Genomic DNA, 25864 nt, shown 5'->3' with positions numbered 1-25864 from the left:
TGCCCATGACTACGAAAGACCAGAACCCCCTGTTCCTCGAGATCGCCGGGTACCGTCCCGGTGACCTCCTTACGGTCGTTGCCGTCACGGTCGCGGCCCTTGCCTGCGTCTACGTCCCGGTGCTGAACGAGAGTTTTCTCCGGATTCTCCTCGGCGTGACGATGGTTCTCTTCATCCCCGGCTACGCCCTGATCGCCGCGCTCTTCCCGGCGCGCGGGGATCTCGACGGGATCGAGCGGGTCGCCCTCTCGTTCGGGCTCTCGATCGCCGTATCCCCCCTGATCGGGTTTGCATTGAACTACACCCCCTGGGGGATCCGGCTCGACCCGATCCTTGTATCGCTGACCCTCTTCACCCTCGCGATGACCCTGATCGCCTGGTACCGGCGGCTCCTTCTCCCGGCCGACGAGCGTTTTGCGGTTCCGGCGAGGGAGATGATCGGCGGGGCGTGGGCTGAGTTATATGACCCCGCGGCATCCCGGCTCGACCGGGGGCTCTCCGTTCTCCTCGTGGTCTCGATCGTGACGGCACTCGCGACGACGGTCTACGTCGTCGCGGTGCCGAAGGAGGGAGAACACTTTACCGAGTTCTACATCCTCGGCCCGGGTGGGAAGGCCGCAGACTACCCGACTGACTTCCCGGCAGGCTCGACGCAGACGCTGATCGTCGGGGTCGGAAACCACGAGCATCGGGAGGTTCCCTACACGGTCGAGGTGCTCGCCATGAACCGGACTTTCGATCCCGTGACGAATACGTCTACGATTCACGCGACCGTGCCGCTCGATCGGTTCGCGATCACGGTCCCGCACAACGAGACAGAAGAGGTCATCTGGAATTTCTCCGTCTCTTCGCCGGAATACAACCGGATCGAGTTCCTGCTCTTCAACGAGACGGTGCCGGGGGAGGGGGTCACGGAGCAGGACCGGATCAACGCGAGTTACCGGGACCTGCATCTCTGGGTGCGGGTCCGGTGAGAATAACCCGGAGTACTCCCCTATTTTCATCGACGGCGGCGTGCTCGATCTTTGTCGGGGCTCCGGTCCCAAGGGCGGCGATCGAGGCAAGCAGGCTGCAGACCGGGCAGCCGACCATGGTGCAGCACTTCGGGGATGCCGCCCGGACCGCCCGGCATCCGGGCACGAGCCGGTAGCCGGCGAGGGTGACGACGATGTTTGCGCGGTCTTTCACGGCCCCGGTCTTGCCTGCAATCTCGAGGAGGTCGTCGCAGACCTCGGTGATGCAGGCGAGGAGGTCCTCCTCCTCTTTGGGGATCTCGAGAGCGTGCTTCTCCCGGAGCCGCGCGAGGAGCGGGGCGCATGTCGGGACGAGCCGGACGGCGCATCCGCCCTCACCGGTGATGTAGGAGTAGTCGTCATCGGCCGCCGCCGGGAGGCTGGTCGCGACCGGAACGATCTCGATGACCGCTTCCCCCTCCGGAACGAACCAGGCGTCTCCCTGGACCCCGAGGTCCGCGCAGAGGGTGGCGATCCCGATCGTCCCCTGGACGGGGAGGAGAGCTGTGATCTCGGGGTCGAGGGGCTCGCCTTTGTGAAGCGCGAGAAGAAAAACCCCGGCTATGAAGCACCCCGTGCCTGCGAGGACGAGGGTCGCGGTGGTGAGGTCACCCCGGCCCGTCCCGGTCGCAAGGGCGAGGAGGGCTGCGGCCGCGACGATGAGGAGGAAGGCCGCCCGATAGGGGCTGTTTACAATCATGTCTCACCTCCCGCCCACCGGACGAGTCGGTAGTCCCGGAGGGCGAGGACAACGTAGCCGCACCCGAGGGCGGCTGCGAGAGCGAGAAGGGGGAGGAAAACGGTGCCGCTGACGGCGAGGACGACACCGATCAGACTCACTCCGAAGACGAAGATCGGGTAGCCCCGCCGGTCTTCGAGGAATGCACCGAGGACAAGCGCCTGGAGGAAGAGCGTTAAAAGAAGAAGGTTGCCCGCGGCAACGACCAGCACTTCACCCGCGCAGAGGAGGAGAAATCGACGATCGACCTCCATCAGAGCGCCTCCACGGCATCGATTCCGGGAATTGTACCAGCGCCGGAGGGAGCCTTCAGGACGACCCGCATCCCCCGGACCTTCGCCTCATAGGTAATCTGGATGAGGTGACTCATGTCTCCGGCCGGGAGGAGGGAGTAGATCCAGGCCTCCGTGGTCCCCGCCCGGCCGAGCGCCGACCGCACCGCCGCCGTGAAAGGCGCCGGGCTTTCTGCTGCAAACGCCGAAAGGACGCCGCCGAGCCTCTCCCCGTATGTCCTTTCCCCCGGGCTGCCCTTTGCACCGGAACGATGGACCCGGGCTGCGAGGACGGCGGGTCCCGGCGCCCGGTAAAGAGGAGTGCGGGGCTCGACCGGGGCAAGCCCGCCGAGAACAGCGAGCGCTTCCCGGAGATCCTGTGTCAGGGGAAGGTACCTGACAATCTCTCCGCCGGCGACGACCATGAGGGAACAGCCGTCATGGGAATCGATCGCACCCTCGACCGCGCTGCAGGCGGCCATCGAGAAGCGGGCGAAGCCCTCCGGATCATCCTCGATCCGGGCCGGGAGGTCGACGACGATGAGGGGCGTGCCGCCTTCAAGGGCGGTCAACTGGCGTATGTAGGGTGCGTTGCGCCGCGCAGAGAGTTTCCAGTCGATCAGCCCCGGATCGTCGCCTGTTTGGTAGGGCCGGAACCCGCGTACGCTCTGGCCGGAAAGTTCCGCTTGCCGGTCCACCTCGGCGTCCCCGCCGCTGGAACCCTTACCCCGGCCGGTTTCCGTGGCTCCTGCAGGGAAGACCCGGAGATGCGGGGCACCGAACCGGCGGCAGACGAGATCCCGCGAGAAGAAAGCGTCGCTCGCCTCGAGGACGACTCCGCAAAACGCTGTCTCGCCGGGGGCCATGGGTCGGAAGGTGTAGGCCGCGGTTCGCCCGGGGTCGCAGAGGGCGCCTTCACCAGCCGCGATCGCCGGCGGGAGGTCGCGCACCCTGACCTCCATCCCGGTCGGGACGGCAAGGGTAACCTGCACCCTGACGTTCACGGTCGCCCCCTGCCGGAGGATCGTCCGGTCGACCTCGCGGTCGACGGCAAGAGAGGCGACTGCAGACATGAGGTCGCACTCGAACCGCCAGCCCCGCCAGAGGAGGAAGAGAGCGAGAGAGCCGGCGGCGAGAGCTGCAGCCGGCATCAAAAGGAGAAGGGCGACGACGGTGAGTGCGAGCGCGAGGGCCGCAATTCCCACGCTCGTGCGGGTCGGCCGGATCATATCTAGGACACCCCGACGCTCTCGACGATCTCGCTGACGACCGCCTCCGGCGTGACCCCCGTGATCAACGCCTCGCGGGTGAGGAGGATGCGGTGCCGGAGGACCGGGAGGGCCAGAGCCCGGGCGTCGTCGGGGATGACGTAGGTCCGGCCGTTCAGGGCCGCACGTACCGTCGAACCCCGGAAGAGAGCGATGGACGCACGGGAACTCGCACCGAGTCGGATATCGCTGTGGGCACGTGTGGCGAGTACGAGGTCGCGCATGTAGCCGAGGACCGTCTCGTCGACCCGGATCTCCCGGATGGTCGCGGCCATGGTCTTTATCTCTGCGGGGCCGAGGATGGGCGTGATCCGGTCCCGGTAGACACCCCAGTCCAGTTCCCCGGAGCACTCCCGCCGGAGGACCTCGAGTTCGTCCTTCGGGTCGAGATGGGTGAGGACGGTGCTGAACATGAACCGGTCGCGCTGCGCCTCGATGAGCGGGAAGGTCCCTTCGGCCTCGTGTGGGTTCTGGGTGGCGATGACGAAGTAGGGGTCGGGGAGCAGGTATGTCGTCCCGTCGATCGTCACCTGGCGCTCGCTCATCGCCTCGAGGAGGGCGCTCTGGGTCTTGGGGGTCAGGCGGTTCATCTCGTCGACCATCAGGAAGTTCGTGAAGATCGGGCCTCTCTGGAGGACAAACTCACTCCTGTTCCGGTCGTAGACCCGGACTCCGATGATGTCGGCGGGCTGGATGTCTACGGCCCCCTGGACCCGCCGAAACTCGTAATCTATCAGGCGGGCAACGATCTTGCAGATGGTGGTCTTGGCCGTTCCCGGAACACCTTCGATGAGAAGGTGGCCGCCGCTGATCATGCTGATGAAGATCTCCTCGATGAGGGTCGCATTCCCGACCACCACCTGCTGGGTGATCTGTCTGATGTCTTCGTAAGTTCTGGCAATTGTTCCGATACGCTCTCTCAGGTTTTCGTCACTCATCTTCCTTCCTCCCGAACCGGTAGGCAACCGGCAGGATGGCCAGGCCGACAATTGCAGCCGCTGCCGGCGGCGTCTTCTGTAGCCATATGACCATGTTGATGATTGGGTTTTTAGTGCCGGTCCTGCTGTGGACGCCGTCGATGAGGGCCGGCTGAAGGTTCTCAATGAACCGCGGGTTTTCGCCGAGCATGGCATTGATGAAGAGACTCGGGTCACCGAGGACGGTGAGGTTGCCCTCCTGTGCGCAGACGACCATGGTCCCGAAGGTTTCCCGGGCACCGGGTCGGCCGTCGCCGTCCGCGTCGTCCCAGGTGAGGACCGAGGTCTCGAGGACCGGGTCGCCGCCTTCGACCGCCGCCGGGCGATTGACCAGGACAGTCTCGGCCCCGGCAAAGAGACTTGCGTTCCCGACGACCCTGGTGGTGAAGAGGCCCGGGTCGATGTGATCCCTCTCAAGGCTCGCGAGGTTTCCGGGCCGAACTCTCATCGTGCTCCCGAGATCGGTGAGGAATCGGTTTGCCGCCCCCTCCTCGTCAGCAACGACAATCCGCCCGCCTGCATCAAGGAACGCCCGGCAGTACCCCACCTCGTCGGCCGTGAACTCCGTCCCAGGCGCGAGGATGAGAAGCGTCTCCTCCGGGTGCTGCCCGAGGTCCCGGAGGTCGGAGAGCTCCTCCCCGGCAAAGCCCGAGGTGCCGTTCCAGCCGATGTTGTAGCGGCTGTACTCTTCGGCGGTGGTGGTGACGTGGACGTACGCCGCGGCACCGGCGAGGAGAAGGATGAGGATGACCGCCCAAACCTCACGCCGCACCTTCATCACTCCCGAGAGTTTCTCCCTCCATCGCGTGAAGTTCCTCCTCCGACGGGATCTCTCCCGCGTACCGGATCCGCTCGTAGCGCTCGAAGAATCCGGCATGAGCCGGGCAGAGTCGGGTGCAATCGCGCGGGGTCTTCGTCTCGGGGAGGCCGAGCCGGGTACGGAAGGCGCAAAAGAGGATGGTCGCGGCCTCGCGGGGAGGAAGCCCCGCGATCTCCACCTGCGGCGGGGTCTTGACGGCCTCGTCCTCCACCACGATGTCAGGCGGCTCCACGGCAGGATTCTCCTCCGTCGCACGATACCGGCGCCTGAGGTACCAGCCGGTACCGAGCACGGCGCCGACTGCCGCGGCGAACGGGAGGGGGGAGAGGTCTTCTCCACGGACGACGGTCGTCTCCATCGGGCTTTCGGAGGCGTTCAGGGGGTATCCTGCAGGGTGGAACTCAGCACGGACGGTATGTTCCCCGGCGGGGAGGACGATGTCCCGGGCATACGTGCCGTTTCGATCGGTCTCCGTGTTGACCAGGGTTGTCTCGTCGATCCGGAGGAGGACGGGGGCGCCCGCGACCGGCCGATCTCCCCCGGTCGTGAGATTCCCGGTACAGGCGAATGCCGTCCGGTTCACCTCTGCAAGGGCAAGGGTGATGGCGGTATCGCCCGGGTGGACCCGGAACGTCGCGATATCTGAGTAGACCGCACCTGCGGTCGCATAGGCGAGGTGTGGCCCGGCGAGGAGCCGGTCGATCCGGTAGGGGTAGATGTAGTTACCGCTCTCGTCGAGGCTGACGTTACCTGCGATCCGGCTATCGACGTAGATCTCGATGGAGGCCCCCGGGAGACCGCCGGTGTAAGTCCCGGTGATCGTGAGGAGGTCCCCGTAGCGCCCCTCGCCCGGGGCGACCGCGATGTCGAGGGGAGACTTTGTATCCACCCTGGTCCCCGCCTGCCAGTCGTCCGCTGCGTCGGCGATCACCGCGAAGTCTTCGATGCTCTTCTTATACGGGGTGGCATTGATGTTGTAGTGTCCGGCTATCCCGGTCATCGTGGCCTCGCGATCCGCGTAGGCGGCAAACCCCTCCCGCATCTTCTGCCGGAGGGCCTCGCCCTCGTAGACGACGGCCATGTGCTGGTCGTCGTCTCCCCGGACTTCGATCTCAAGCCTTTGTAAGTCGTCGAACCGCCGGGTGTCGTTGAGGAGTGTCTCAAGGGAGGCAAGGTTCTGTCGGTTGTTCCGCTGGAATTCGCCGATATCGGTGCCGGAGACGTCCAGGGTGACGACAAGCCGGTCGAACCGGGCCGACAGTTCGCTGTAGCGGGCGAGGTCGCGCTCGGCGCTCTCGTAGTCCTTGAGCCGGATCGTGAGAGCGAGGGTTCCGGTCTCGCCGAGGAGGTCGTCCATCAGCGGGACGGCGGCGGCGGCGTCGCCCGGGGATCGTTTCTCGATCGTTGTGGGGTCGGCGTGGGCAGCGGTCGAGATGTTTGCCGCAGTGTAGAGGACCGGAGCGGTCGCTTCTCCCGCGAGGAGGAGAAGGGTCGCGACGGTGGCGACCGCGAGGATGGCATGCGATGTCCAGGTTTTCATGCAGCAAGGATCTCCAGGATTTTCTCTGTGATGATGTAGGCGAAGAGGGCGACCTCGGCGGCGATGAGGTACCCGAGGTAGCGCATGTAACGCGGGCGCGAGAAGGCCCCATCGATCAGGACCGCGACGACGAGGAGGCCGATGAGGGAGAGGGCGAAGAAGACCTCGAGGTCGAGCGTACGGTTCAGGACCATGAAGAAGGCCACGACCATGAGCCAGGCTGCGAGTACGGCCACCGCAGAGTACTTCTTTGTACCCGCCATCGAACCTTACATTCTCACTGCGGCAAATAATGGTATTGAATTGTTGTTGTCCCGGATGCGTGCGGGCCGGTGCGTCCCGGACAATATCGTCGGTCCTCCACTGCCCTCCACCCCGTACGCCGGGGATAAACAGGCTTCCCGGAATCGCGGCAGCGAACCCTCTGATCTTTCTGCCCGGCCCGAGCCGGAGAGCGCGGCAGTTCAACCCCGGGAGCCAGCCAGAGCACTCCCGGCCTTGCGTAAAAAAGGGTTCAGGCCTCCTGTGTTCTCCCACCGGAGCGTATGAGAATCGGGAACGCTTTTTTTAACTCACGGGTTCTGGAGAAGGTGCGGCTCCGAACGACAGGGGAACCTACAGACCCCGGCATGCAGGGAGCGAGCCGGTACGATCTCCCGCTCGCAGGCGATGACGGGCATGCCGCGGGCTCGGGGGCTCCCCGCACCGGGGACATTCCGAAAATCGTTGGATATTGGTCTCATCTCAGATTGGCGCCGATTCGGTGGCGCGCATACTCATCAAACCCCGCAAATCCGTATTCCGCTCCCACGGGGGGATCCGGCGGGTCCGCCGGGTTGCCGGTTCCGGCCAACCTGCCGCCGGGTCATGAACCGGACCGCCCTCATCGTCGCTCCGCGGCTAAAAATCGTTGTTGACCCGAGTTTTCGGGTTATAACAGTTATACATCTATCTTCCGGGCCATCCCTGCAGAGAGCCCCGTCGAGACAGGGCAAACGAAACAATTTTCCGCGAACGTTCCCTTAGAGGTAATTTTATTCGAATCGGCTACGGGTATGTCCTCGAATGATTTGGAAATATATTTATACTGTATGTTCCGGATCTGCTTATATTTACAAATTGTGTAAATCGTTTTATGAGCTTCTTTTATCTATAGGGCGGATCCCGTACCTCTAAATCAACGGCGACTCCTGGGGAAGGATCGAAAAATTTTTTAATAAGGCCCGGGTATTCACCTATATCGGTACGGGCCCATGTCTGGAGTCCTGCGACTGTCCGGTCCCCTCAGAGAGGCCCGTATCCCCGGATGGCCTATGACAGAGTCGGTTAACTTCAAACACCTCTCGCGAAGAGGAAGCACCCATGCGACACACGTTGCAGAGTCGGTGCGCAACGAGCGGCAGGTCACCGGACTCCCGGTGAGCCGCAGGCTCCGGGGACCCGGCTGCAGGAGATCACGAGGACAGGGTCGGTTCACCACATCTGCGGGGGGATCACGGTGACCGGCCGCATGAGTGCCACCCCTGTAGCGGGTGGTGTGGATACGGTCCTCGAATACGGCGATAACGGGGGAAGGGCAACTTTCCCCTTCGGGAAAAACGCAGGCCACGCCTCCGGAAAACAATCCCGGAAACAGGCCGGCAGCATCCGAACCCTCGTCGCCATGCCGGCCTACAACGAGGAGGCGTATATAGCAAAGACCGTCATCGGTGCCGGACAGTATGCCAGTGCCGTCCTCGTTGTCGACGACGGTTCGACGGACGACACCGTCCCGATTGCGGAGGCCCTTGGGGCACGCGTAGTCCGGCACGAGACCAACAAGGGTTACGGGGGGGCGCTCCAGTCGATCTTTGCCGCCGCCTGCGACCTCGGCGCGGAGGAGCTCGTCATCATCGACTCCGATGGCCAGCACAACCCCCGGGACATACCCCGGCTCCTCGCCGAACTCCGAAAGGGGAACGATGTCGTCATCGGCTCCCGGTTCGTCGAGGGCTCTGCAGGCAAGATCCCGGCCTACCGTAAGGTCGGGATGAAGGTCCTCGATACCGTGACCACGATGGCCGGAAACAACCTCGCGATCACCGACTCCCAGAGCGGTTTTCGGGCCTATGGGAGGAAAGCGATCGAGGCGATCCGAATCAGCGGCGAGGGGATGAGCGCGGGCTCGGAGATCCTGATCCAGATCAGCGACCACCGCCTGAAGGTCGCCGAGGTACCGATCAAGGTGCGCTACGACATCGAAGGGACCTCAAGCGCGAACCCGATCTCCCACGGTGTCGGGGTGCTGATGAACATTGTGCGGCTCATCAGTCTCCGCCGACCGCTCCTCCTCTTCGGGATTCCCGGGGCGCTCTTTGTGTTTATCGGGATTATTGCGGAGATCTACACGTTCTCCGAGTACTACCGCACCGCCCAGTTCCACTACATAGTCTTCACCGGCGGGTTCTCCATGCTGATCCTGGGGCTCCTGCTCGCGACGATGGGGGTCGCCCTGTACTCGCTCGTGCAGTTGATGCAGGGGGGCGGGGGAGCAGTAATCGCTCCCGCGGTCGGAACCGCAGTTGGAAAGGGGGCCGGAAAGGCTGAGCAGGGGAGCTCCCACTAGGGAGGATCTGCGAATGATTGCGGTTGTACTTGGAACCCGACCGGAGATCGTCAAGATGTCCCCGATCATCCGGGAATGCGAAGCACGAAACCTCGACTACTTCATCCTCCACTCCGGGCAGCACTATTCCTATGAGATGGACTGGGCGTTCTTCGAGGATCTCGAACTGCCCGAGCCGAAGTACAACCTCGATGTCGGATCCGGGACTCAGGCCGAACAAACCGGGAAGATCCTGACCGGCATCGAGAAGGTCCTCATGCAGGAGAAGCCCGATATCGTCCTCGTCCAGGGCGACACCAACACTGTCATGGCCGGGGCCCTCGCTGCCGCGAAACTCCACATCCGGGTCGGCCACGTCGAGGCCGGCCTCCGGAGCTTCGACCGGACGATGCCCGAAGAGATCAACCGGGTGGTCGCGGACCACATCTCCGATTACCTCTTCGTCCCCACGGAGAATGCACGACGCTACCTCCTGAACGAGGGGATCGAGGAGAACAAGATCTGCAGGACCGGGAACACTATTGTCGACGCGGTCTTCCAGAACAGGGAGATCTCGAAGAAGAGAGCAAACATCCTCGATACTCTTGGACTGGAGCCCCGTGAGTACTTCCTTGTTACCTCCCACCGGCAGGAGAACGTCGACAATCCCGAAAACCTCCGGAACATCATCACGGGGCTGGAGGCAGTCCACCGGGAGTACTCGCTCCCCGTCATCTTCCCGATGCACCCCCGTACCCGGAAGATGGTCGAGCAGTTCGGAATGTCCCTGGACGGGGTATCCGTTATGAACCCCATCGGTTTCCTCGAATTCCTGCAGATCGAGTCCAACGCCCGCCTCGTCATGACGGACTCCGGCGGCGTCCAGGAGGAGACCTGCATCCTGGGGGTGCCCTGTGTCACCCTCCGGGAGAACACCGAGCGCCCCGAGACGATCGAGGTGGGGGCGAACGTCCTGGCCGGGACGGGGGCCGGTAAGATTCTGACATCTGTCGGGCAGATGCTCTCCCGAACAGGGACCTGGGAGAACCCCTTTGGGGACGGTATGGCGGGCAGGATGATTGTTACGATTTGCGGGGGTTTGCCTGGAATGAGGAAGGTACCGATCAAATCCAATACACCGAGCTGCATCGACCAGGTCTAGACATGTCCTCGTCAATCTTTCCGGATTTCAAACACGAATAAGCGCCGTCAAGGGAGATTATAATGAAAATCCTGGTTTCATCGATCATCGATCTTAAAAACTCTGTCCATAACAGCAGGCTCCACCAGTTTTTGAAGTACCTTTCACGCGATCATGACATTTCCGTCTTAAGTGTAAACGACTGCTGGAAAGCCAGGTGGGACCGGACGGCAGAAAACTACAATCAGAGCTTTAAGGATCTCTTTGAGAACATCGATCTTTTTTACCTAACCGATAGGCAGGTAAGCCCGGTCGTCCAGGAAGCTCTATCGGTTGCAACTGTGGGAGGCACCCTTGATAAGATCGGGATATCGGACTACGATGTGCATTTCAATTACAATGGCATGGTTTCTGGGTATGCAGTTGGAAGATCTACCCACTCCCGCGGAATCCCGACGGTATACGACATCGCTGACGATCTGCCGGAAATGGTCCGGACGTCTCCCCAAATTCCCTCATTTATGAGGTCTACTTGCGGCTGGGTCGGGAAAGCGATCCTGAACTGGAGTATCCGTACTTCAGAGAGAGTCACGATAACAACGGAATCACTCTGCCAAACCTATGACATTCCGTGCGAGAAGTGGGAGCTGCTACCGAACGGAGTTGATATCGAATTATTTTCGCCCCGGCCTTGTGGCCATATCAAAGAGAAATACGGCCTTGAAGATTCATTCGTTGTTGGTCATGTTGGTGTCCTCAGAGAGTGGCTGGATCTGGAGCCGCTTTTCATTGCGATCAGAGAGTTAGCCTCGAAGAGCAATGTCAAGTTACTTATTGTCGGTGGAGGCGCAGGTTATGATAAAACTGTCGAGATGGCAAGAGACCTGGGGATACAGGAACATACTGTCTTCACCGGCACGGTTCCGTACTCTCAGGTACCTGAATACATATCGTGTATGAATGTGGGCGTGATTCCGTTCAAACAGGATAACGTTTCAAACAACTCACTCCCCCTGAAATTGTTTGAATACATGGCGTGCGGCATACCGGTCATTTCCACTCACGTAGATGCTATCGAGAAAGGCTTCGGTCAGACGGTTCGGTTTGTCTCCGATGTCAACGAGTATGTACAGGGGATCATGGAACTGTATCAGGACCCCAAGTTATGTAGCAGGTTGGGAGCAGAGGGTAGCCGCATCGTCGCGGATGAGTATCAGTGGGCCGCCATCGCAAAGAAATTAGATCGTATTTTGATTAAAGCGGGGTGCTAGTTATGAAAATATACATGCTCAATCCACCGTTCGTTGAAAATTTTGTCCGGTGCGGCAGATGGCAGGGTGCTGCAGCCCGCAGTGGCGGCCTTGATTATCCGAAGTGGCTTGCATATGCAACCGGGTTACTGGAGACGGAGCACGCGGTAAAACTGGTCGATGCACCAGCGAGTCAGTTACACACAGCCGATATTATCAACGATGTGAAGCAGTTTCAGCCTGATCTGGTCGTCGTTGAGACAAACTTTTCCAGCCTTGGAAATGACATCGGCGTTACGCAGAAACTCAAGGAAGCGTGCGGTGCAACGACAGTTATGGTCGGTCCCCCGACAGCACGGTTCCCGGAGAAGATCCTTGGCAATGGGGGGGTAGATATCCTTGCTCTCTATGAATATGATTTTACGTTGCTTGATGTTGCCAGAGCTGTGGGGCGGGGTCTGCCACTAAAGAACGTTCACGGCATCTCGTATAAAGAGAACGGGCAGATCGCTCACAACCCCATCAGAGAGTACACTACTTCCGAGGATCTTGACCGGATACCCTTTGTATCGTCTGTCTATAAGAGGCACCTGAACATCAAGGATTACTATTTGAGCCAGACTCTCTACCCGGAAGTCCAGATCTTCACGGGGAGAGGGTGCCCGTTTCACTGTACGTTCTGTTCTTGGCCTGAGAATTTGATGGGGAGGAAATACCGCTCAAGAACAGCTGACAACATCGTTGACGAGTTCGAATATATCTGTCAGAATCTTCCGGAAGTCAAAGAGATCTTCATCGAGGACGATACGTATACCATAAACAAAAATCTGGTTCTCGATGTTTGCAGGAAAATAAAAGAACGAAAACTAGATATTACCTGGTCCTGCAATGCCCGGGCTACCCTTGATTACTCAACATTGCAAGAGATGAAGAGCGCCGGTTGCAGGCTCTTGATCGTGGGGTATGAGTCTGGGAATGATGAGATCCTGAAGACCATCAGGAAGGGTGTGGGTACCCAGCAGATGAGAGCGTTCACCAGGGATGCAAAGAGAGCCAAGTTGATGATTCATGGTGACTTCATTATCGGCCTTCCCGGTGAGACAAACGAGACCGCAGAGCAGACGCTTAAGTTCATCAGAGAACTAAAGCCAAATATTCTTCAGGTGGCTGTGGCAACCCCGATACCTGGAACGAAGTTCTACGACTGGGCCAAAGAGAATGGGTACCTGCTGGTTGACAACCTTGAGGAGAGTATTGATCAGAGTGGTTACCAGAAATGCATCCTTTCGTATCCTGATTTCACCAAGGTCGATATCGAGCACTACGTCAACAGGGCGCTCAAAGAGTACTATCTAAACCCATCGTTCGTGCCCGTCGCGTTGAGCAACATCTTGCGGAGGCATGGTCTTCACGAATTGAAGATCATGCTCATGTCTGCAAAAGTGTTCCTCGAATACCTCGGTGCAGAGAAGCGCCAGGCGATTCGGAGCGTATGAGGGCTGTTGAGAGGGATGACGATGACGAATGTTCTCATAGCGGGCTACTATGGGCTCGGCAATATCGGTGACGAAGCGATACTCGCCGGGATGGTGACCTCGTTGAGGAAGTACATCGACGATCCGCACGTCTCGGTCATAACAAACAACTTGGAGGAGACCCGGACGCTGCACAACGTCAGGCCCGTGCGGCAGTCCTTCAAGAAGGGAGTTCTGAGGTTCATCGGAAGGACGATCCTCGAAGGGGAGCTTGCGGCCATCCAGCGGGAGATCAGAAACTGCGATATATTCATCCTCGGCGGGGGCTCCCTTCTGCAGGACTTAAGGGTCTACTATCTTCCCGCCCTCCTCTCCCTCGTCAGACTGGCGCAGAGATACGGGAAGAAGACGGTTATCTATGGCATCGGTGCAGGCCCCATCGATACCCACCTCGGCCGGAAGTTGTGCAGTTCCATCCTGAACGAGGCCGACCTCGTGACCGTCCGCGACTCGATGTCGAAGGAGGTTCTCGAAAGATGCGGCGTCCGGGACGTCATCCGCACCGCGGACCCGGCGTTCGGGATCGAGGTGCCCGATCCGACGGTGATCGGCACCTATCTCACGTCACTGAACATAACCAACGGCGACCGTTACATCGCGAGTACTGCCTACAACTGGCTGCACGATTCAGATCTCTCCCGGAACGCGGTTGAGGCAGCACAGGATCTTCGGGATCGGAGAGAGAGTTTGGCCGGGATCTTCGAGTCCATTGTCCGCGAACACGATCAGAGGATGCTGCTCGTCCCGACGGTAAAGGTGGACCGCGAAGGCTATGCGGCCATCCGGGACCTCATGCCCTCGTCGGAAAAGGCAGATGTCTTGGAGTACAACCCCCACTTCACCGCGGTCTTCGCGGCGCTGTCCCGTGCCGATGTCCTGGTGGGGATGCGCCTCCACTCGCTGATCCTCGCCACCATGATGGGGGTGCCAGTCGTCCCGATCTCCTACTGCGGTAAGGTGAAGAGTTATCTGGAGTTGGTCGGCCTTGAGGGCTTCTACCTTGATGTCGAGGATCTGGGTACCGAGACCTTTGCTGGACAGTTCTGCAAGAACTTCGAGACGGTCTGGGAGAACAGAGCGCTCTATGCGGCGAAACAACGGCAGGCAGCAGAGGTACTCCGCGAGAGAACTCTCCTCAACGCGAGGCTCGTTGCCGAGTTGATTGGGTAGGTCTTGGTCATGAAGGTACTGCAGGTCATTCCACGATTCAACCCGAGCCTCGGTGGTGGCGTCGACGTAGCCTACAACCTCTCCAAGCACCTCGCCCTGCGCGGGCACGATGTGACAATTGCGACGACCGACTACCTCTTCGATGCGGACTACGCGGCGACGATCAAGGAGATCGGTGTCGAGGTCATCCCGTTCGAGCACCTCTTCAACTACTGCCTTTACATCCCCTCTCCCAGCCTGAAGGCTTGGTGCAGAACGCATATCGGCGAATACGACGTCGTGCATCTGAACGGGGCGCGCTCTTACCAGAACTCCGTGGTCATGAGCCAGGCCACCAAGAACGACGTTCCTATCGTCCTCCAGGCGCACGGGTCGATCATGCGGATTGTGGAACGGAAGGGGATCAAGTGGCTCTACGACCAGGTGTGGGGGAGCAGGCTGCTTGCGAGCGCTTCGGCCTTCATCGCGCTCTCGCAGAGCGAGGCCGACGCGCACCGGCGGCTCGGGGTTGCCGGGGAGAAGGTTCACGTGCTGCCGAACGGGGTCGACTTGGAGCGGTTCAAGGACTTACCCGGTCGGGGTGAGTTCCGGCGGAAGTACGGGATCGAACCCGATGCGAAGGTCGTCCTTTACCTGGGGCGACTGCATAAGAGCAAGGGGATTGACCTCCTCGTCGAGGCGTTCGCAGATCTGGCGCCGCGTATAGAGGACGCACGGCTTGTGCTCGTTGGGCCCGATGGCGGGTTCGAGTCTGATCTGCAGAGACAGATCACCGACCTGGGTATCGAAGAGAAGGTCCGGTTTACCGGGCTTGTGCCGGAGCGGGAGAAGTATGCGGCGTTCATTGACAGCGACGTCTTCGTGACGCCCAAATTCTACGGGTTTCCGATAACGTTTGCGGAGTCGTGCGCCTGCGGGCTCCCGATCGTCACGACCAATGCGGGAGACTACCTGGATTGGATCGATGGCGTCGCGGGGTTCTCGACGGCGTATTCTGTGACTGAAGTGAGCGAAGCCATGGCACGTATACTGAGCCAAGATGTGCGGACGTCGCAGTTCCGCGAGAATTGCAGGAGCCTCGTGTCCGAGAAGTTCAACTGGGAGAGGATCTGTGCGGATTTAGAGGTCATATATGCCCGCCGGTACTCCGGCTCCTGACATATGACTTGATTCTACAGACAGGTGTTCGTCGTTGGCATGGAATGATCCTGTGATGGCCAGGTAGAGTATGGAAAACAGTTCTTTTTCCTCAATGAGAATCACTTACGTCTCAATCATTGTGTTGTGCGTCTTCCTATCGTTCTTTAATCTCTTCTACTACCCTGTCGTATCCGACAACTTCGACTTCTGGCATGTGGGAAAGGCAATATCCGTTGGTATGAGCGGGCATATAGAGCCGGACTATCAGAATGCGGGCTACTACGTCTTTGGAGTCATGATAGCCGAGTTGGCTTCCCTGCCCTATGAAGCGTTGCCGACGTTGCCGCTCCAAGCAGTTGCGGTCATCATCGTCTCTATCGCGCTGCTGAGAGGGGTCGTCGGCCGGAGATCTTACTCTGCCCTCGCCCTCATTCTGGCTATGCTGGTGTTCGTCTCGAAGTATGGGAACAAAAGTTATTTCATGTATTATTGCCACGGGTTGGGGTTTGTACTGGCAATAACTCTGTGCTTGACTCTTTTGCTCTACTTAAAGTCGCTCGCTCTCGAAAAACGGCAGGCGTTATCGATACTCATCATTTTGATCGTGTTCAGTCTGAACTACATCTCGTACAAACTGGTATTCTTCAGTGTTGTTCTCGTAGTTGGCGTTCTGGTCGTCGACTGGCTGTATAACTTCCGGTGGAGGGGTGAGTCTCGCTTCCGCCCGGGCCTTACGAAACTGGCCCTCTTCTCGATAGTGTTCACCTTTGCCTTTAATCAGATCCTATACCAGGGTTTCATCCCCCGACTGCAGGAAGCCTCGGAATCGCCGTTCTCGGGCTTGGATAAACTAATTCTTTCGTTTTACAACCCGAATGCAACGCCATTCGACGCATACTACTTCACATACCCTGCGGGCGTGCGGAATGCCCTGACCGTCTGGCTGGCACTGCTACTGCTCAGCGTACTGGTGACCACGCTGTACCTCGCATATAAATTCTACCGGGGCGAGGAACTTTCGAACGGTGAAAAAGTCACTTTTGGGTTTATCCTCGCTGGTATCAGCGTATTTGGCATTTATAATCTCCTGGGGCTGTCCGTCTTTGAGTACCTTGTATACTCGGGGTTGATCGGTTACCTCTTGCTATACAGTATAGCGAGAGGCTCAACGATGCATCGGCACCTTGTTGTAGCCTCCCTGCTCGTCCTGCTGGCGTTGAACGGCTACATTACGATGATGTCATATGAAGATCAGTACCGGGGGATTCGGGACTACAACAGCTTCGGATACGTCACTGTTCCCGCCGACTGGTATGTAGAGAAAGCCCCTTACGATGACCCAAGTGTAGAGGGGTCTCTGTATACGGACGTATTTACCGGAGGCCTTATAGCGGCCGGGATGAAGAAGACGGAGCTGGTCGATAGGTACTACCCCCGGACGTTCTCTGAAGACCAGATGGCGTTGCTCTTGCTGCATGATGATGAAGGGCTGAAAAATCCAGACGATGTTTTCATCATCAACTATCGGCTGACCTACTTTTCCGCCGAGAGTTGGGTGACGTTCAACTCCTGGTCCAACTACCGGAGCACCCTCGACGAGAATCCTCTTCTGAATAAAATATACTCTTCCGGTGACATCGGCTGTGTAAGCAGGTATGCATAAATTGGTTTGCTGCTCTTCGGATCTGTGAGGAGGTACTTCCTCCCATGCATGGACGCGCCTCACTAGACGTGCGATCCGGTACCGGCCGTTGCAATCCGCTCCCAGAGTGTGCCCAGACCGATCAAAAGAACACCGACGGCGTAGCTGATCACCCAGGCGTAGCCGATCCCGACGATCCCGTACGCCGTCGTACAGGTCTGGGCAAGAAGTATCAGCGACGCGAAAACAACCCCGTTCAGCAGTACCAGATCGCGCACCCCGTTCTGGACGCGCTTCACCGCGGAGTAGATGTAGGTCACGGGCAGGACGAGGCTCGTGAAGATCATCACCCGGAAGAGCTCAAACCCGTTCGCTGCATACTCTTTTCCGATGAGCCCCAGGATGATATCCCCGGAGAAATATAGGATTACCACTGCAGGAATGAGCAGCGCGTAGATCGCGATCGAGGATCGGATCGTGCTCTGTCGCAAGGATTCACCATTGCTGCCTTCGACAAACAGTGATGTGCTGATTGCGTTTGGGACGATGAACAGAATGAAGGCGACGGAAAATGCAATATAATAATACGCGGCCGCATCAGCTCCGAGGATGTTTAACACCATGATTGGCAGGACCAAGTTTGGGGCGGTCTGAAAGAGCCCGACAAGATAGTTTCCCAATGAGAAGTGAAAAGATCCTGCTATAAATTCCCTATCCACACGGAACGAGTGCTTTATGCCGGACTTCGCGATCAGCAACGACGAGAATACGGCGGTGAGTATGAACGAAATACCAACGGAACCAAAGATCCCGAACGCTCCAAGGTACGCCAGTGGGAATAGGAAGAGAATTTTCGACCCTGCAAGAAGGTTCTGAAGCAAATAGTATTCTGAACGCCGAAGCGCTACAAATGCGATTCCCGCTAAGTTGGCTGTTGCATTTGCAATGATGAATATGAACAGCAATCCTGCTGATTCAAGGGTATAAATGTCTTTTAATTCCGGCGAGAAGAGATCCGCTCCGAGGATGAAGATCAACCCGAAGATCAGGGAAAATAGTGTCGTGATGACTATAGATGTGCTGTATACTACGCTCTTATCCCGCGCAGGAAAATACCGGATGATCGAGAAGTCCAAACCCACTTTTGCTAGGAGAACGATCAGACTCATAGAGGAGATCAGAGCTGTAGCGATCCCGACTTCTTGTGGGGTATACATCTTCGCGGCAGCGATCCAAAAAATGAACCCAAAAAACGCACTTGATAGATATGTAAGTAAAATATAAAATGAATTCAGATACAAGGGATGTCTGAACAAATTATGGAGATCCCTTAGTTGTGCTATAATATGAACCATGATTTGCCATTCCGCGGGGGCGGTGCCCCTATTTTTTATTGATTGTTCCTCTATACTGCTAGTCTTAAATCAATATAACGTTATGACCGAGACGATGATCCCAGGATGTCCCCGCTAGGAGCGATGCATCCCTCCTCAGCCACTTTGTGAGACAATAACTTGGAAGTAGCCTGTACTCATATTCCGGCTCCGATAGATTCCAGGGTTGTCGACGACCAGCCGGAGCGAAAGGTCGATGCACCCCGGGGTGACATTCTCGGACCGCGACCCCGCCGAGGGCGATGGTGGGGCGCCATATGCAGGCCTTGTATACTTTTCCTGGATATGGGTCTGCCGCAGCCTTCTGTCCCCTATGCGTCGTCCGCGTAGGAGAGCACCGGCGGGGCGGGCTCGTACTTCCTGACGACGACGTTGTCGGCGTAGAAGTGGTGCGGATTGCCGGAGTACCACGCCGAAGACCCGATCAGGGCGAAGTCGTCAAAGACCGTATCCTTCGGCACCGGTGACCCGTCGGAGAACCGCATGGGGGCGCTCCCCAGGTACTCGCCGTCCATCCAGGCGTGTTCGGTGGCGTTCGGCGTATCCAGGACGACCCTGACGTGGTACCAGGTATCGGTCTCGGCCCGGGCATCGGCGGAGAAGTTCCGGTGATCGCCGTCGTAGTGCTGCACGGAGCCGTTCCGGAGGTGGAGGGCGTAGAGCCGGTTGGTCCCGTTCCAGGCCTGGATGTAGCCCGAACCGCACCATCTCCCGAACTCGCTGACCTGGAAGTCCCCCTCGATGACCATCGGGCCCGCGGAGATGTCTGCAAGGCATATCCGGTTGTTGGAAAACTCCGGGAGATCCGGCTCGGAGACGTTGATATCCCCGGCGTATGCACCGTCTCGGACAACGTCGGACTGAATCCCGGCGTTCGAACCGCAGAACGACCACCGCGAGAGGCCGCCTCTCTCGTAGTCCTCGAAGAAGAGGAAGACCGCGTCGGGATCGCCGGCGTCCCGGGCCTCTGGGTTGCTATAAAGCATCGTGACCGCCGTCGCGTTCGCCGGGAGGGCGAGCCAGATGCGGGCATGGGAGCCGGCGCTCGCGTTCTCGATCCAGTAGGGGATAGGCGTCCCGTCTCTTTCCGTAAAGCGAATGTCGGCGAAGTCCGGCCGCATCCCGGGAAGGTGGGTTGCGTTGAAGAGGACCGCAAGACCATCGACGTCGGAGGGGTTGTCGATCGACACCGTCCGGTGGTGGGTGAAGACCCCGGGGGTATCGCCGCCCAACCAGTAGTGCGGGGTCACGTCCGCGGGTGTATCCGTAACGGGGACGGCGGCGTCCGGGAGCTCTGCAGCAGCCCCGGCAACGGCCGCGAGGAGCAGAGCGGCGCCCCCTCCGACGAGAACAATCCAGATGGCATCCATGGTAATCCGCCCCCCGTGGGAACCCGCTTCTATATGCAACTAGCGGCTGCCGCACCCCAACGCTGATGCTTCGTGGAAGAGCACGGTACACCGGTTAATGCCGTGAACGAGATCATCGCGATCATCGGGGGAGGCCCTGCCGGGCTCTTCTGCGCCCTGCAGGCGATAGAAGCCGGGAAAAACGTCGTCCTCTTCGAGAAGAAGCCCGTAGCGGGGAGGAAACTCCTCATTGCCGGGTCGGGGCAGTGTAACATCACCCACGACGGCGATATCGCTGACTTCCTCTCCCATTACGGCGATCACGGGGCGTTCCTCCGGCCGGCGCTCATGAACTTCACGAACCGGGATCTCATTGCGTTTTTTGCCGACCGCGGCCTTCGGATGGAAACCGAGCCCGGGGGTAAGGTCTTCCCGGCGACCCGGAAGTCCGCCGATGTCCTCGCCGTCCTCCTCGCGGAGTGCGCCGCCCGTGGGGTGGAGATACGGTGCAACGACCCTGTCCTTGCCGTCGAACGCGACGGCGACGGGTTCATCGTCCGGACGGCGACGGCGGCCGTCCGGACCGGCGTCCTCGTCCTCGCCACCGGCGGGGCCTCTTACCCCGCCACCGGCTCGACCGGTGATGGCTACGCCTTCGCCCGGGCGCTCGGGCAGCCGACAACGGAGGTCGCCCCGGCGCTTGCCCCGGTCTACGTCGAGGACTACCCGTTCGCCGACCTTGCCGGGATCTCCTTTCAGAACCTCACCCTGGCCGTCTACCGCGACGGAAAGCGGGTCGGGCGGCACGCCGGCGATCTTTTGCTGACGCACACCGGGCTCTCGGGCCCGGGTATTCTCGATCTCTCCCGCTCCATCCGCCCCCGCGACGAACTCCGGGTCACGTTCCTCCCCGGGGCGAGCGCGGAGGAGGTGCGAAAGCATCTCGCCGACGCGATTGCGGCGGGCGGGGCCCGGCAGGTAAAGACCGTGCTCTGCGATCTCGCCCTCCCCGAACGGTTCGTCCGGCGGCTGCTCGACCTCGCCGGGATTCCGGCGGGAGAGACCTGCGCCCAGCTCCGGAAAAATTCCCGGAACGCGCTCGCCGCATCCCTCGCGGAGTACCCGTTCCGGGTGGAGAGGCTCGGCGGGTTCAACGAAGCGATGGCGACGCGGGGCGGGGTCGCTCTCGAGGGAATCAACAAAAAAACGATGGCGTCAAAGATCGTCGAAAACCTCTACTGCATCGGCGAGACACTCGATATCGACGGCGACACCGGCGGCTATAATCTCCAGGCCGCCTTCTCCACGGCAGCGCTTGCCGCAGGGCATATCGCCGGCGTTTACGCTTCCCGGTGACCTCCGGGACCCCCGGTTCTCTCAACCGTACATCATAAGATCCATCTCTCGCGGGGTGCGCGTGTGGGCCTCTCTCCTCGATCATAATCCGGCAAATCATATATCCGCCATATATATCTCTGCAAGAAAAATAGAATGCCTGATATATCTGAGACATCATTAAAATATATTGGGAAAATAACGTGGTTTGGGGCATTCTTAACGCGATTTTCCTTCTCTCTCTCCTCATCCCTCAGGGTTACCTGATCTATGACGGGGGAGAAGGGGGTGATGGGTTCAGCACTGTGAGCGAAGCAGAAATAGACAGGATTGCCCTTCTTTCCGAACCCCTCCCGGAGCAAACCCGGGACACCCTCATCGACCGGGTGGACAGAACGACGTTCGCCTGCGTCGACGGTTCCCCCCGCCTGTTTCCTTCGGGTCTCAACGCGACCCTTGCCTGCGGGGTAGGCGACTGCACCGATCTCGCGCTCCTCAGGGCGGAAGTTCTCTGCCGGAACGGCGTCCCTGCCCGGCCGGTTCACGGCATCATGGTCTGGGATACGGAAGCGTTCCGGACAAACGCCCTCCACGTCGAGATCCTCGGGAAGGGCGTTGCCGTCCACGACTGGGTCGAACTCGGCGACGGCCGGACAATGGGCGCTTATGAAGGAAATCCTGCGGTCCGGTGCGTGAAAATCGGGGAAGGGGTCTGTTTCCAGCCCGTCTTTGAGGCGCTGGGCTACCTCTGAATGGTCTCCTGGCCCTCGCGCAGGAACGTTCAATACCAGGCGCGTCATATGAGCGGTATGAGCTTACTCACGGGACTCCTTGCTCTGATCCTGGTGATCGTCCTTGCGTTCGTCCTCTACAAGGCCGTGAAAAGCGTGACCGGTCTCATCATCAACGCCGTCGTGGGCGTGATCCTGCTCTGGCTGATCAACCTCCTCGACCTGATGCAACTCCTCGGTCAGCCCGACGACATCCCGATCAACATCATCACCGTCCTGATCTGTGCAATCGGCGGGATATTCGGTGTCATCATCACGGTGGTGCTGCACCTCCTCGGGATACCGCTGACGCTCTGAGAACTACGAAGCCGGGGCGGCAACCCCCGCGATCGTCCGGGCGAACTCCTCGATTGTCGGGCCGAACCGCCCGGCATCGACCTCGCTCTCGACGGTCACGGCCGACGAGACGAACCGCATCCCCTTTGCTTCAAGGCTTTTTCTCACGATCTCGACGGCGTTCTCCCCCCCGGAACCGCCCATCTCCGCGAGCACCGAGAAGGGTTTTCCCGCGGCGTTCTTGACCCCGGCGAGGTACTCGTTCACGTAGGGCGGAACCTTCCGCGACCAGACGGGGGTTGCAACGACCAGGAAGTCGACGTCGGAGAGATCCGTCTTCATCGGCCGGATCTCCGCCCGCGTCCCGAACATCGGCATCATGCCCTTTCGAAACATCCCCACCTCGGATACCGGCTCTATCCTCGCAAGCCGGCCCCCGACCTTTTCTGCAAGCACCGTCGCCACCTTCTCCGTATGCCCCTCGCCGGAGTAGTATACGATGAGGATCATCACCATCCCTCCGGGCGGGGTAGTGCACTCATCCCATAGAGAGCAGCAGGACGCGGAACCATCATATCCTTCGCGCCCACATTCTCAGGGTATGCAGGAATACGGCCCCGGCATCGTCGGAGAAGTCCGGTTTGCCCGCCAGGACGGCGGCTATTACGTGGAACTCTATGACCGGGACGAACATCCCGTCGGGAAGACCGGGTTCTGGATGACGGAAGCGAAGGCAAAAGAGGCGGCCCGGCGGCTCGCCGCGAACCTCGGCAGGGAGTGATGCGTCACCGCGCGTCCGGGTGCGCCTCTGCGTAGCGGACGAGGCCGGCGATGCACCGGTTTTGCGGCGTTGCGATGCCGTGGCGTTCCCCGAGGGCCGCGATATACCCGTTGAGGAGGTCGATCTCCGTTCGGCGTCCCTGCCGGAGGTCGTGGTACATCGAGGGGTAGACCGCGGCGAAGTCGGGCACCTGCACGCGGAAGAGGTAGTCGAGGTAGTCGTCGGCGGTCGCCCAGGGGAGCCGCACCCCTTCGGCGCCGGCGACGGCGAAGGTCTCGCGGACGAGGCCGTCGACGATCTCGCGGATCTCCTCGTCGACGGCCGCCCCGACCGGGGCGCGGAGGAGAGCGCAGATCGGGTTCACCGCGATGTTGAGGAGGGCTTTCGTCCATTTGCCGGAGCGGATATCGCTGTCGGCCTCGACCGGGATCCCGGCGGAGCGGATGATCCCGATCAGCCGTCCGAGGGCCTCCCCGCCCCCGCCGGACCAGACCCCGAGGTGCATCGGGGCGCTCTCGCTCAGGACCCGGACGTGCCCCGGGCCCGCGACCGAGAAGTTCGTCGTCACGGTTCCGCCGATGACGGTATCGGTGTACTCAGCGATGATCTCTTCGTTCCCGATCCCGTTCTGGAGGCTTGCCGTCGGCCGGCCCCGGATCACCCCGGCGTACTCCTCGCAGATCGCCCGGGTGCCGGTGCCCTTCGCGGTGACGACGACAACATCGACCGCAGGTGGAACGTCGGCCGGCCCGGAGACGCAGGCTACGGTGCCGACGGTGCGGTCCCCCCAGACGCCCTCCATCACGAGGCCCCGGTCCCGGATCGCGCCGGCATGCACCGGTCGGCAGGCCGCGTAGACCGTCGCGACCTGGCTCAGTCTTCCGGCGAGCGAGAGGCCGACCGCCCCCGCGCCGAGGATCAGGACGGCCGGGCGTTTTAGTGACTCCATTTTTCCCGTAGTTGCTGTTGGATCCAGAAGATGATAACGGTGCGGTATCGCGGGCCCGGAGCCCCCGGGAACCGGATGGCGAACGCTTTTCGTCCCTGGTGCCGAGCTACCGTACCTGATGAAGCACGTCACGAAGGTCAACGGTGCCCGGCAGCCGTTCGACCGGGGGAGGGTGCAGCGGACGCTCCGGAACATGGGCGTCGGCGCGGAGGATGCAGAACGGATCGCCCACGAGATCGAGGAATCGGTGCCGGACGGGGTGAAGACCGCAACGGTTCTCCGGATTATCCGCTCCCGGGCAAAGGCAGTCCGCCCCGCCGCCGGGCACCGGACGAACCTCAGGAGAGCGCTTGGCCTTCTGCGCTCGAAACCGGACTTCGAGGAGTTCGTGCGGGTCCTCCTCCGGGAGCACGGCTACCGGGTGGAGACCGGATGCGTTCTCGCCGGACTGTGCGGAGAGCACGAGGTGGACGCCATCGCAGAGAGAGACGGCGCCACCATCTTTGTCGAGGTGAAGCACCACGCGAGCCACCACCGGGTGACCGGCCTGGACGAAGGCCGGATCGCCCGGGCTATCATCGAGGACCTTCAGGAGGGGTTCCGGGCGGGACGGTGCACCGTCTCGATCGACGGCGCCCTGATCGTCTGCAACACCAAACTCTCCGGGCATGCGAAGCGTTACGCCACCTGTCGGGGGATCGGGCATATCGGGTGGGACTACCCGGAGGAGCAGAACCTCCGGACGATGATCGAGAAGACGCAGTCCTACCCGGTCACCATCGTTACCGGGGTGAGCCGGTCGGTCTCGGCCAGGCTGGCCGCTGCCGGGTTCGTCACGGCAAAACAGGTCGCCTACGGCGACGCCGCGGCCATCGCACGCGACACGGGCATCCCCCTCAAGAAGGTGCTGTTGATCGCCGGGCGGGCGCGTGCCATCCTTGAGGCGTGAGATCAGGCGAGCGCCCGGAGTTGCTCCCCGGTCGGGTTGATGAGGACGATCTCGGGCTGGCAGTTGAACCGGAGTTCCACTCCTGCAACACTCGAGGTGCAGACCCCGCGGGAGATATAGGTGGGCGTCCTCCCGTCGCCGTCGAAGAGGCCGGCAAGTTCGATGACGCCGAAGTCGTTGAGCTGTTTGACGACCGGGAAGAGGAACTGACCGCCGTGGGTGTGGCCGGCGAGGATGAGGTCGGCGTCCCAGTCCGCCCGGCACGAGGGTTCGTGAACGAGGTAGACGGTGAATGCATCGGTTGCCGGGACGTCGGGCGGGTCTGCCATCCCCGCCCACCCGTCGTCGACGCCGACGATGACGATCTCCTCGTTTCCGACACTGGTGCGGACGTAATCGTTCCTGAGGACGCGCACCCCGTTCTCCTCCAGCGCTGCGGTGAGATTGTCGGCAAACGCGGTGTCGGCGGAACCGTCGTTCAAGGCGGAGACGTCGTAGGCGTCGGCGGTGACCACGGCCGACGCCCGGGTGGCGAGCGTCCTCTCGATGCCCGTCGGGCCGTCGATCCCCACCCGGTAGTCGTGGTTCCCGAGCACGGCATAGGCCGGGGCGTCGAGCGAGTTCCATACCTCCTGCGAGGCGAAGTCTTCTTCCTCGCCGGTGACGAAATCGCCGCCGATCAGGACAAGCGAGGGGTTCAGGCGGTTGACCTCATCGATCACCTCCCGGACGTGGTCGATGTTGGACGCCCTGACGTGTGGATCGGTGATATAGACGATGCCTTCGGGCGCCCCCTCGATATCAAGAACGGTCACCTCGACGGCACGTGCTTCCCAGGCCATGTAGCCCGTCATGGAAGGAAGCACGATAAGCATGAGTATCGCCATATGTCGCGCACCGGGTGCCTTCAGATTCACTGCATTTTATTCTACTTTTAGAATATAAATAC

At 60.4% G+C, this 25864-nt stretch carries 25 protein-coding genes; 13 read left to right on the top strand and 12 right to left on the bottom strand.

Features of this window, described 5'->3' with window-relative positions; genetic code table 11:
- Positions 1–5 precede the first annotated feature (5 nt).
- Entirely contained in the window at positions 6–974 is a 969-nt protein-coding gene (locus tag MEMAR_RS11865) for a DUF1616 domain-containing protein (RefSeq protein ID WP_011845237.1), read from the top strand.
- Here the strand turns inward: MEMAR_RS11865 and MEMAR_RS11860 are convergent.
- From MEMAR_RS11860 to MEMAR_RS11830, 7 genes are read right to left on the bottom strand one after another with little or no spacing between them, the layout of a single operon-like run.
- Positions 928–1713: a hypothetical protein gene (locus MEMAR_RS11860; RefSeq protein WP_011845236.1), complete on the bottom strand. Its 786-nt coding sequence runs from the start codon at positions 1711–1713 to the stop codon at positions 928–930. The two genes, MEMAR_RS11865 and MEMAR_RS11860, sit on opposite strands and share 47 nt — an antisense overlap.
- Positions 1710–2006 (bottom strand): hypothetical protein, encoded by a 297-nt coding sequence (locus tag MEMAR_RS11855; protein WP_011845235.1) that lies wholly within the window; start codon positions 2004–2006, stop codon positions 1710–1712. Before MEMAR_RS11855 ends, MEMAR_RS11860 begins: the two co-directional genes overlap by 4 nt.
- On the bottom strand, positions 2006–3253 hold the full coding sequence (locus MEMAR_RS11850) for a DUF58 domain-containing protein (protein ID WP_011845234.1): 1248 nt from the start codon (positions 3251–3253) through the stop codon (positions 2006–2008). The genes MEMAR_RS11855 and MEMAR_RS11850 overlap by 1 nt, the downstream gene beginning before the upstream one ends.
- A gap of 2 nt (positions 3254–3255) precedes the next feature.
- Positions 3256–4230, bottom strand: a complete 975-nt coding sequence (locus tag MEMAR_RS11845) for an AAA family ATPase (RefSeq protein ID WP_011845233.1) — start codon at positions 4228–4230, stop codon at positions 3256–3258.
- Positions 4223–5047: a DUF4350 domain-containing protein gene (locus MEMAR_RS11840; RefSeq protein WP_245526612.1), complete on the bottom strand. Its 825-nt coding sequence runs from the start codon at positions 5045–5047 to the stop codon at positions 4223–4225. The genes MEMAR_RS11845 and MEMAR_RS11840 overlap by 8 nt, the downstream gene beginning before the upstream one ends.
- Positions 5031–6629, bottom strand: a complete 1599-nt coding sequence (locus MEMAR_RS11835; RefSeq protein WP_011845231.1) for a carboxypeptidase-like regulatory domain-containing protein — start codon at positions 6627–6629, stop codon at positions 5031–5033. The genes MEMAR_RS11840 and MEMAR_RS11835 overlap by 17 nt, the downstream gene beginning before the upstream one ends.
- Positions 6626–6892, bottom strand: a complete 267-nt coding sequence (locus tag MEMAR_RS11830; RefSeq protein ID WP_011845230.1) for a hypothetical protein — start codon at positions 6890–6892, stop codon at positions 6626–6628. The genes MEMAR_RS11835 and MEMAR_RS11830 overlap by 4 nt, the downstream gene beginning before the upstream one ends.
- A 1247-nt stretch (positions 6893–8139) precedes the next feature.
- Here MEMAR_RS11830 and MEMAR_RS11825 point away from each other — a divergent pair.
- The 7 genes from MEMAR_RS11825 to MEMAR_RS11795 all read left to right on the top strand — a co-directional run bounded on the left by MEMAR_RS11825 (position 8140) and on the right by MEMAR_RS11795 (position 17112).
- Positions 8140–9234: a glycosyltransferase family 2 protein gene (locus tag MEMAR_RS11825; protein ID WP_245526611.1), complete on the top strand. Its 1095-nt coding sequence runs from the start codon at positions 8140–8142 to the stop codon at positions 9232–9234.
- Positions 9235–9247: 13 nt separating this feature from the next.
- Positions 9248–10375: a non-hydrolyzing UDP-N-acetylglucosamine 2-epimerase gene (gene wecB, locus MEMAR_RS11820; protein WP_011845227.1), complete on the top strand. Its 1128-nt coding sequence runs from the start codon at positions 9248–9250 to the stop codon at positions 10373–10375.
- Between the two features lie 62 nt (positions 10376–10437).
- Positions 10438–11625: a glycosyltransferase gene (locus MEMAR_RS11815; RefSeq protein ID WP_011845226.1), complete on the top strand. Its 1188-nt coding sequence runs from the start codon at positions 10438–10440 to the stop codon at positions 11623–11625.
- Positions 11626–11627: 2 nt separating this feature from the next.
- The gene (locus MEMAR_RS11810) at positions 11628–13100 is read left to right on the top strand and encodes a B12-binding domain-containing radical SAM protein (protein WP_011845225.1); all 1473 of its coding nucleotides are present in this window, start codon (positions 11628–11630) and stop codon (positions 13098–13100) included.
- A gap of 21 nt (positions 13101–13121) precedes the next feature.
- Positions 13122–14309, top strand: a complete 1188-nt coding sequence (locus MEMAR_RS11805; RefSeq protein ID WP_011845224.1) for a polysaccharide pyruvyl transferase family protein — start codon at positions 13122–13124, stop codon at positions 14307–14309.
- A gap of 9 nt (positions 14310–14318) precedes the next feature.
- On the top strand, positions 14319–15467 hold the full coding sequence (locus tag MEMAR_RS11800) for a glycosyltransferase (protein WP_011845223.1): 1149 nt from the start codon (positions 14319–14321) through the stop codon (positions 15465–15467).
- Positions 15468–15561: 94 nt separating this feature from the next.
- Positions 15562–17112: a hypothetical protein gene (locus MEMAR_RS11795; protein ID WP_048063867.1), complete on the top strand. Its 1551-nt coding sequence runs from the start codon at positions 15562–15564 to the stop codon at positions 17110–17112.
- A gap of 62 nt (positions 17113–17174) precedes the next feature.
- On the opposite strand, the gene MEMAR_RS11790 is transcribed toward MEMAR_RS11795, so the two are convergent.
- Positions 17175–18260 carry a lipopolysaccharide biosynthesis protein gene (locus tag MEMAR_RS11790; RefSeq protein WP_143706412.1) on the bottom strand — a complete coding sequence of 362 codons (1086 nt, stop codon included), beginning with the start codon at positions 18258–18260 and terminating at the stop codon, positions 17175–17177.
- Between the two features lie 536 nt (positions 18261–18796).
- On the bottom strand, positions 18797–19855 hold the full coding sequence (locus tag MEMAR_RS11785; RefSeq protein WP_011845220.1) for a DUF2341 domain-containing protein: 1059 nt from the start codon (positions 19853–19855) through the stop codon (positions 18797–18799).
- A gap of 102 nt (positions 19856–19957) precedes the next feature.
- On the opposite strand from MEMAR_RS11785, the gene MEMAR_RS11780 reads away from it, so the two are divergent.
- The 3 genes from MEMAR_RS11780 to MEMAR_RS11770 all read left to right on the top strand — a co-directional run bounded on the left by MEMAR_RS11780 (position 19958) and on the right by MEMAR_RS11770 (position 22257).
- The gene (locus MEMAR_RS11780) at positions 19958–21190 is read left to right on the top strand and encodes a BaiN/RdsA family NAD(P)/FAD-dependent oxidoreductase (RefSeq protein WP_011845219.1); all 1233 of its coding nucleotides are present in this window, start codon (positions 19958–19960) and stop codon (positions 21188–21190) included.
- 284 nt (positions 21191–21474) lie between these two features.
- Positions 21475–21921 (top strand): transglutaminase-like domain-containing protein, encoded by a 447-nt coding sequence (locus MEMAR_RS11775; protein ID WP_245526610.1) that lies wholly within the window; start codon positions 21475–21477, stop codon positions 21919–21921.
- Between the two features lie 57 nt (positions 21922–21978).
- Positions 21979–22257 carry a pro-sigmaK processing inhibitor BofA family protein gene (locus MEMAR_RS11770; protein ID WP_048063866.1) on the top strand — a complete coding sequence of 93 codons (279 nt, stop codon included), beginning with the start codon at positions 21979–21981 and terminating at the stop codon, positions 22255–22257.
- A 3-nt stretch (positions 22258–22260) separates the two neighbouring features.
- Here MEMAR_RS11770 and MEMAR_RS11765 read toward each other — a convergent pair whose 3' ends face one another.
- Positions 22261–22746, bottom strand: a complete 486-nt coding sequence (locus MEMAR_RS11765) for a flavodoxin family protein (RefSeq protein WP_011845216.1) — start codon at positions 22744–22746, stop codon at positions 22261–22263.
- 91 nt (positions 22747–22837) lie between these two features.
- Here MEMAR_RS11765 and MEMAR_RS11760 point away from each other — a divergent pair, with 91 nt between their 5' ends.
- Positions 22838–23017: a hypothetical protein gene (locus MEMAR_RS11760; protein ID WP_011845215.1), complete on the top strand. Its 180-nt coding sequence runs from the start codon at positions 22838–22840 to the stop codon at positions 23015–23017.
- A 4-nt stretch (positions 23018–23021) separates the two neighbouring features.
- On the opposite strand, the gene MEMAR_RS11755 is transcribed toward MEMAR_RS11760, so the two are convergent.
- A complete protein-coding gene (locus MEMAR_RS11755) occupies positions 23022–23966 on the bottom strand; it encodes a ketopantoate reductase family protein (protein ID WP_011845214.1) in 945 nt (314 codons plus the stop codon).
- Between the two features lie 118 nt (positions 23967–24084).
- Between MEMAR_RS11755 and MEMAR_RS11750 the strand changes: the two genes are divergently transcribed.
- Entirely contained in the window at positions 24085–24915 is an 831-nt protein-coding gene (locus MEMAR_RS11750) for a restriction endonuclease (protein WP_011845213.1), read from the top strand.
- A 2-nt stretch (positions 24916–24917) separates the two neighbouring features.
- Here the strand turns inward: MEMAR_RS11750 and MEMAR_RS11745 are convergent, their stop codons facing one another.
- Entirely contained in the window at positions 24918–25802 is an 885-nt protein-coding gene (locus MEMAR_RS11745) for a metallophosphoesterase (RefSeq protein ID WP_048063865.1), read from the bottom strand.
- Positions 25803–25864: the final 62 nt, after the last annotated feature.

Source organism: Methanoculleus marisnigri JR1 (genome assembly GCF_000015825.1).
In the GTDB taxonomy this organism is placed as follows: domain Archaea; phylum Halobacteriota; class Methanomicrobia; order Methanomicrobiales; family Methanoculleaceae; genus Methanoculleus; species Methanoculleus marisnigri.
Note: the sequence above shows the minus strand (reverse complement) of the source record. Positions and strands in the feature narration are given on the sequence as shown.

Excerpts from the sequence above, each read along its gene's own strand:
- MEMAR_RS11805 (WP_011845224.1), top strand. The coding sequence starts at position 13,122 with ATGACGAATGTTCTCATAGCGGGCTACTATGGGCTCGGCAATATCGGT.
- MEMAR_RS11860 (WP_011845236.1), bottom strand. The coding sequence starts at position 1,713 with ATGATTGTAAACAGCCCCTATCGGGCGGCCTTCCTCCTCATCGTCGCG.
- wecB (WP_011845227.1), top strand. The coding sequence starts at position 9,248 with ATGATTGCGGTTGTACTTGGAACCCGACCGGAGATCGTCAAGATGTCC.
- MEMAR_RS11810 (WP_011845225.1), top strand. The coding sequence starts at position 11,628 with ATGAAAATATACATGCTCAATCCACCGTTCGTTGAAAATTTTGTCCGG.
- MEMAR_RS11840 (WP_245526612.1), bottom strand. The coding sequence starts at position 5,047 with ATGAAGGTGCGGCGTGAGGTTTGGGCGGTCATCCTCATCCTTCTCCTC.
- MEMAR_RS11755 (WP_011845214.1), bottom strand. The coding sequence starts at position 23,966 with ATGGAGTCACTAAAACGCCCGGCCGTCCTGATCCTCGGCGCGGGGGCG.
- MEMAR_RS11815 (WP_011845226.1), top strand. The coding sequence starts at position 10,438 with ATGAAAATCCTGGTTTCATCGATCATCGATCTTAAAAACTCTGTCCAT.
- MEMAR_RS11800 (WP_011845223.1), top strand. The coding sequence starts at position 14,319 with ATGAAGGTACTGCAGGTCATTCCACGATTCAACCCGAGCCTCGGTGGT.
- MEMAR_RS11785 (WP_011845220.1), bottom strand. The coding sequence starts at position 19,855 with ATGGATGCCATCTGGATTGTTCTCGTCGGAGGGGGCGCCGCTCTGCTC.
- MEMAR_RS11770 (WP_048063866.1), top strand. The coding sequence starts at position 21,979 with ATGAGCTTACTCACGGGACTCCTTGCTCTGATCCTGGTGATCGTCCTT.
- MEMAR_RS11795 (WP_048063867.1), top strand. The coding sequence starts at position 15,562 with ATGAGAATCACTTACGTCTCAATCATTGTGTTGTGCGTCTTCCTATCG.
- MEMAR_RS11830 (WP_011845230.1), bottom strand. The coding sequence starts at position 6,892 with ATGGCGGGTACAAAGAAGTACTCTGCGGTGGCCGTACTCGCAGCCTGG.
- MEMAR_RS11760 (WP_011845215.1), top strand. The coding sequence starts at position 22,838 with ATGCAGGAATACGGCCCCGGCATCGTCGGAGAAGTCCGGTTTGCCCGC.
- MEMAR_RS11835 (WP_011845231.1), bottom strand. The coding sequence starts at position 6,629 with ATGAAAACCTGGACATCGCATGCCATCCTCGCGGTCGCCACCGTCGCG.
- MEMAR_RS11825 (WP_245526611.1), top strand. The coding sequence starts at position 8,140 with ATGAGTGCCACCCCTGTAGCGGGTGGTGTGGATACGGTCCTCGAATAC.
- MEMAR_RS11745 (WP_048063865.1), bottom strand. The coding sequence starts at position 25,802 with ATGGCGATACTCATGCTTATCGTGCTTCCTTCCATGACGGGCTACATG.
- MEMAR_RS11865 (WP_011845237.1), top strand. The coding sequence starts at position 6 with ATGACTACGAAAGACCAGAACCCCCTGTTCCTCGAGATCGCCGGGTAC.
- MEMAR_RS11790 (WP_143706412.1), bottom strand. The coding sequence starts at position 18,260 with ATGAGTCTGATCGTTCTCCTAGCAAAAGTGGGTTTGGACTTCTCGATC.
- MEMAR_RS11765 (WP_011845216.1), bottom strand. The coding sequence starts at position 22,746 with ATGATCCTCATCGTATACTACTCCGGCGAGGGGCATACGGAGAAGGTG.
- MEMAR_RS11750 (WP_011845213.1), top strand. The coding sequence starts at position 24,085 with ATGAAGCACGTCACGAAGGTCAACGGTGCCCGGCAGCCGTTCGACCGG.
- MEMAR_RS11845 (WP_011845233.1), bottom strand. The coding sequence starts at position 4,230 with ATGAGTGACGAAAACCTGAGAGAGCGTATCGGAACAATTGCCAGAACT.
- MEMAR_RS11850 (WP_011845234.1), bottom strand. The coding sequence starts at position 3,253 with ATGATCCGGCCGACCCGCACGAGCGTGGGAATTGCGGCCCTCGCGCTC.
- MEMAR_RS11855 (WP_011845235.1), bottom strand. The coding sequence starts at position 2,006 with ATGGAGGTCGATCGTCGATTTCTCCTCCTCTGCGCGGGTGAAGTGCTG.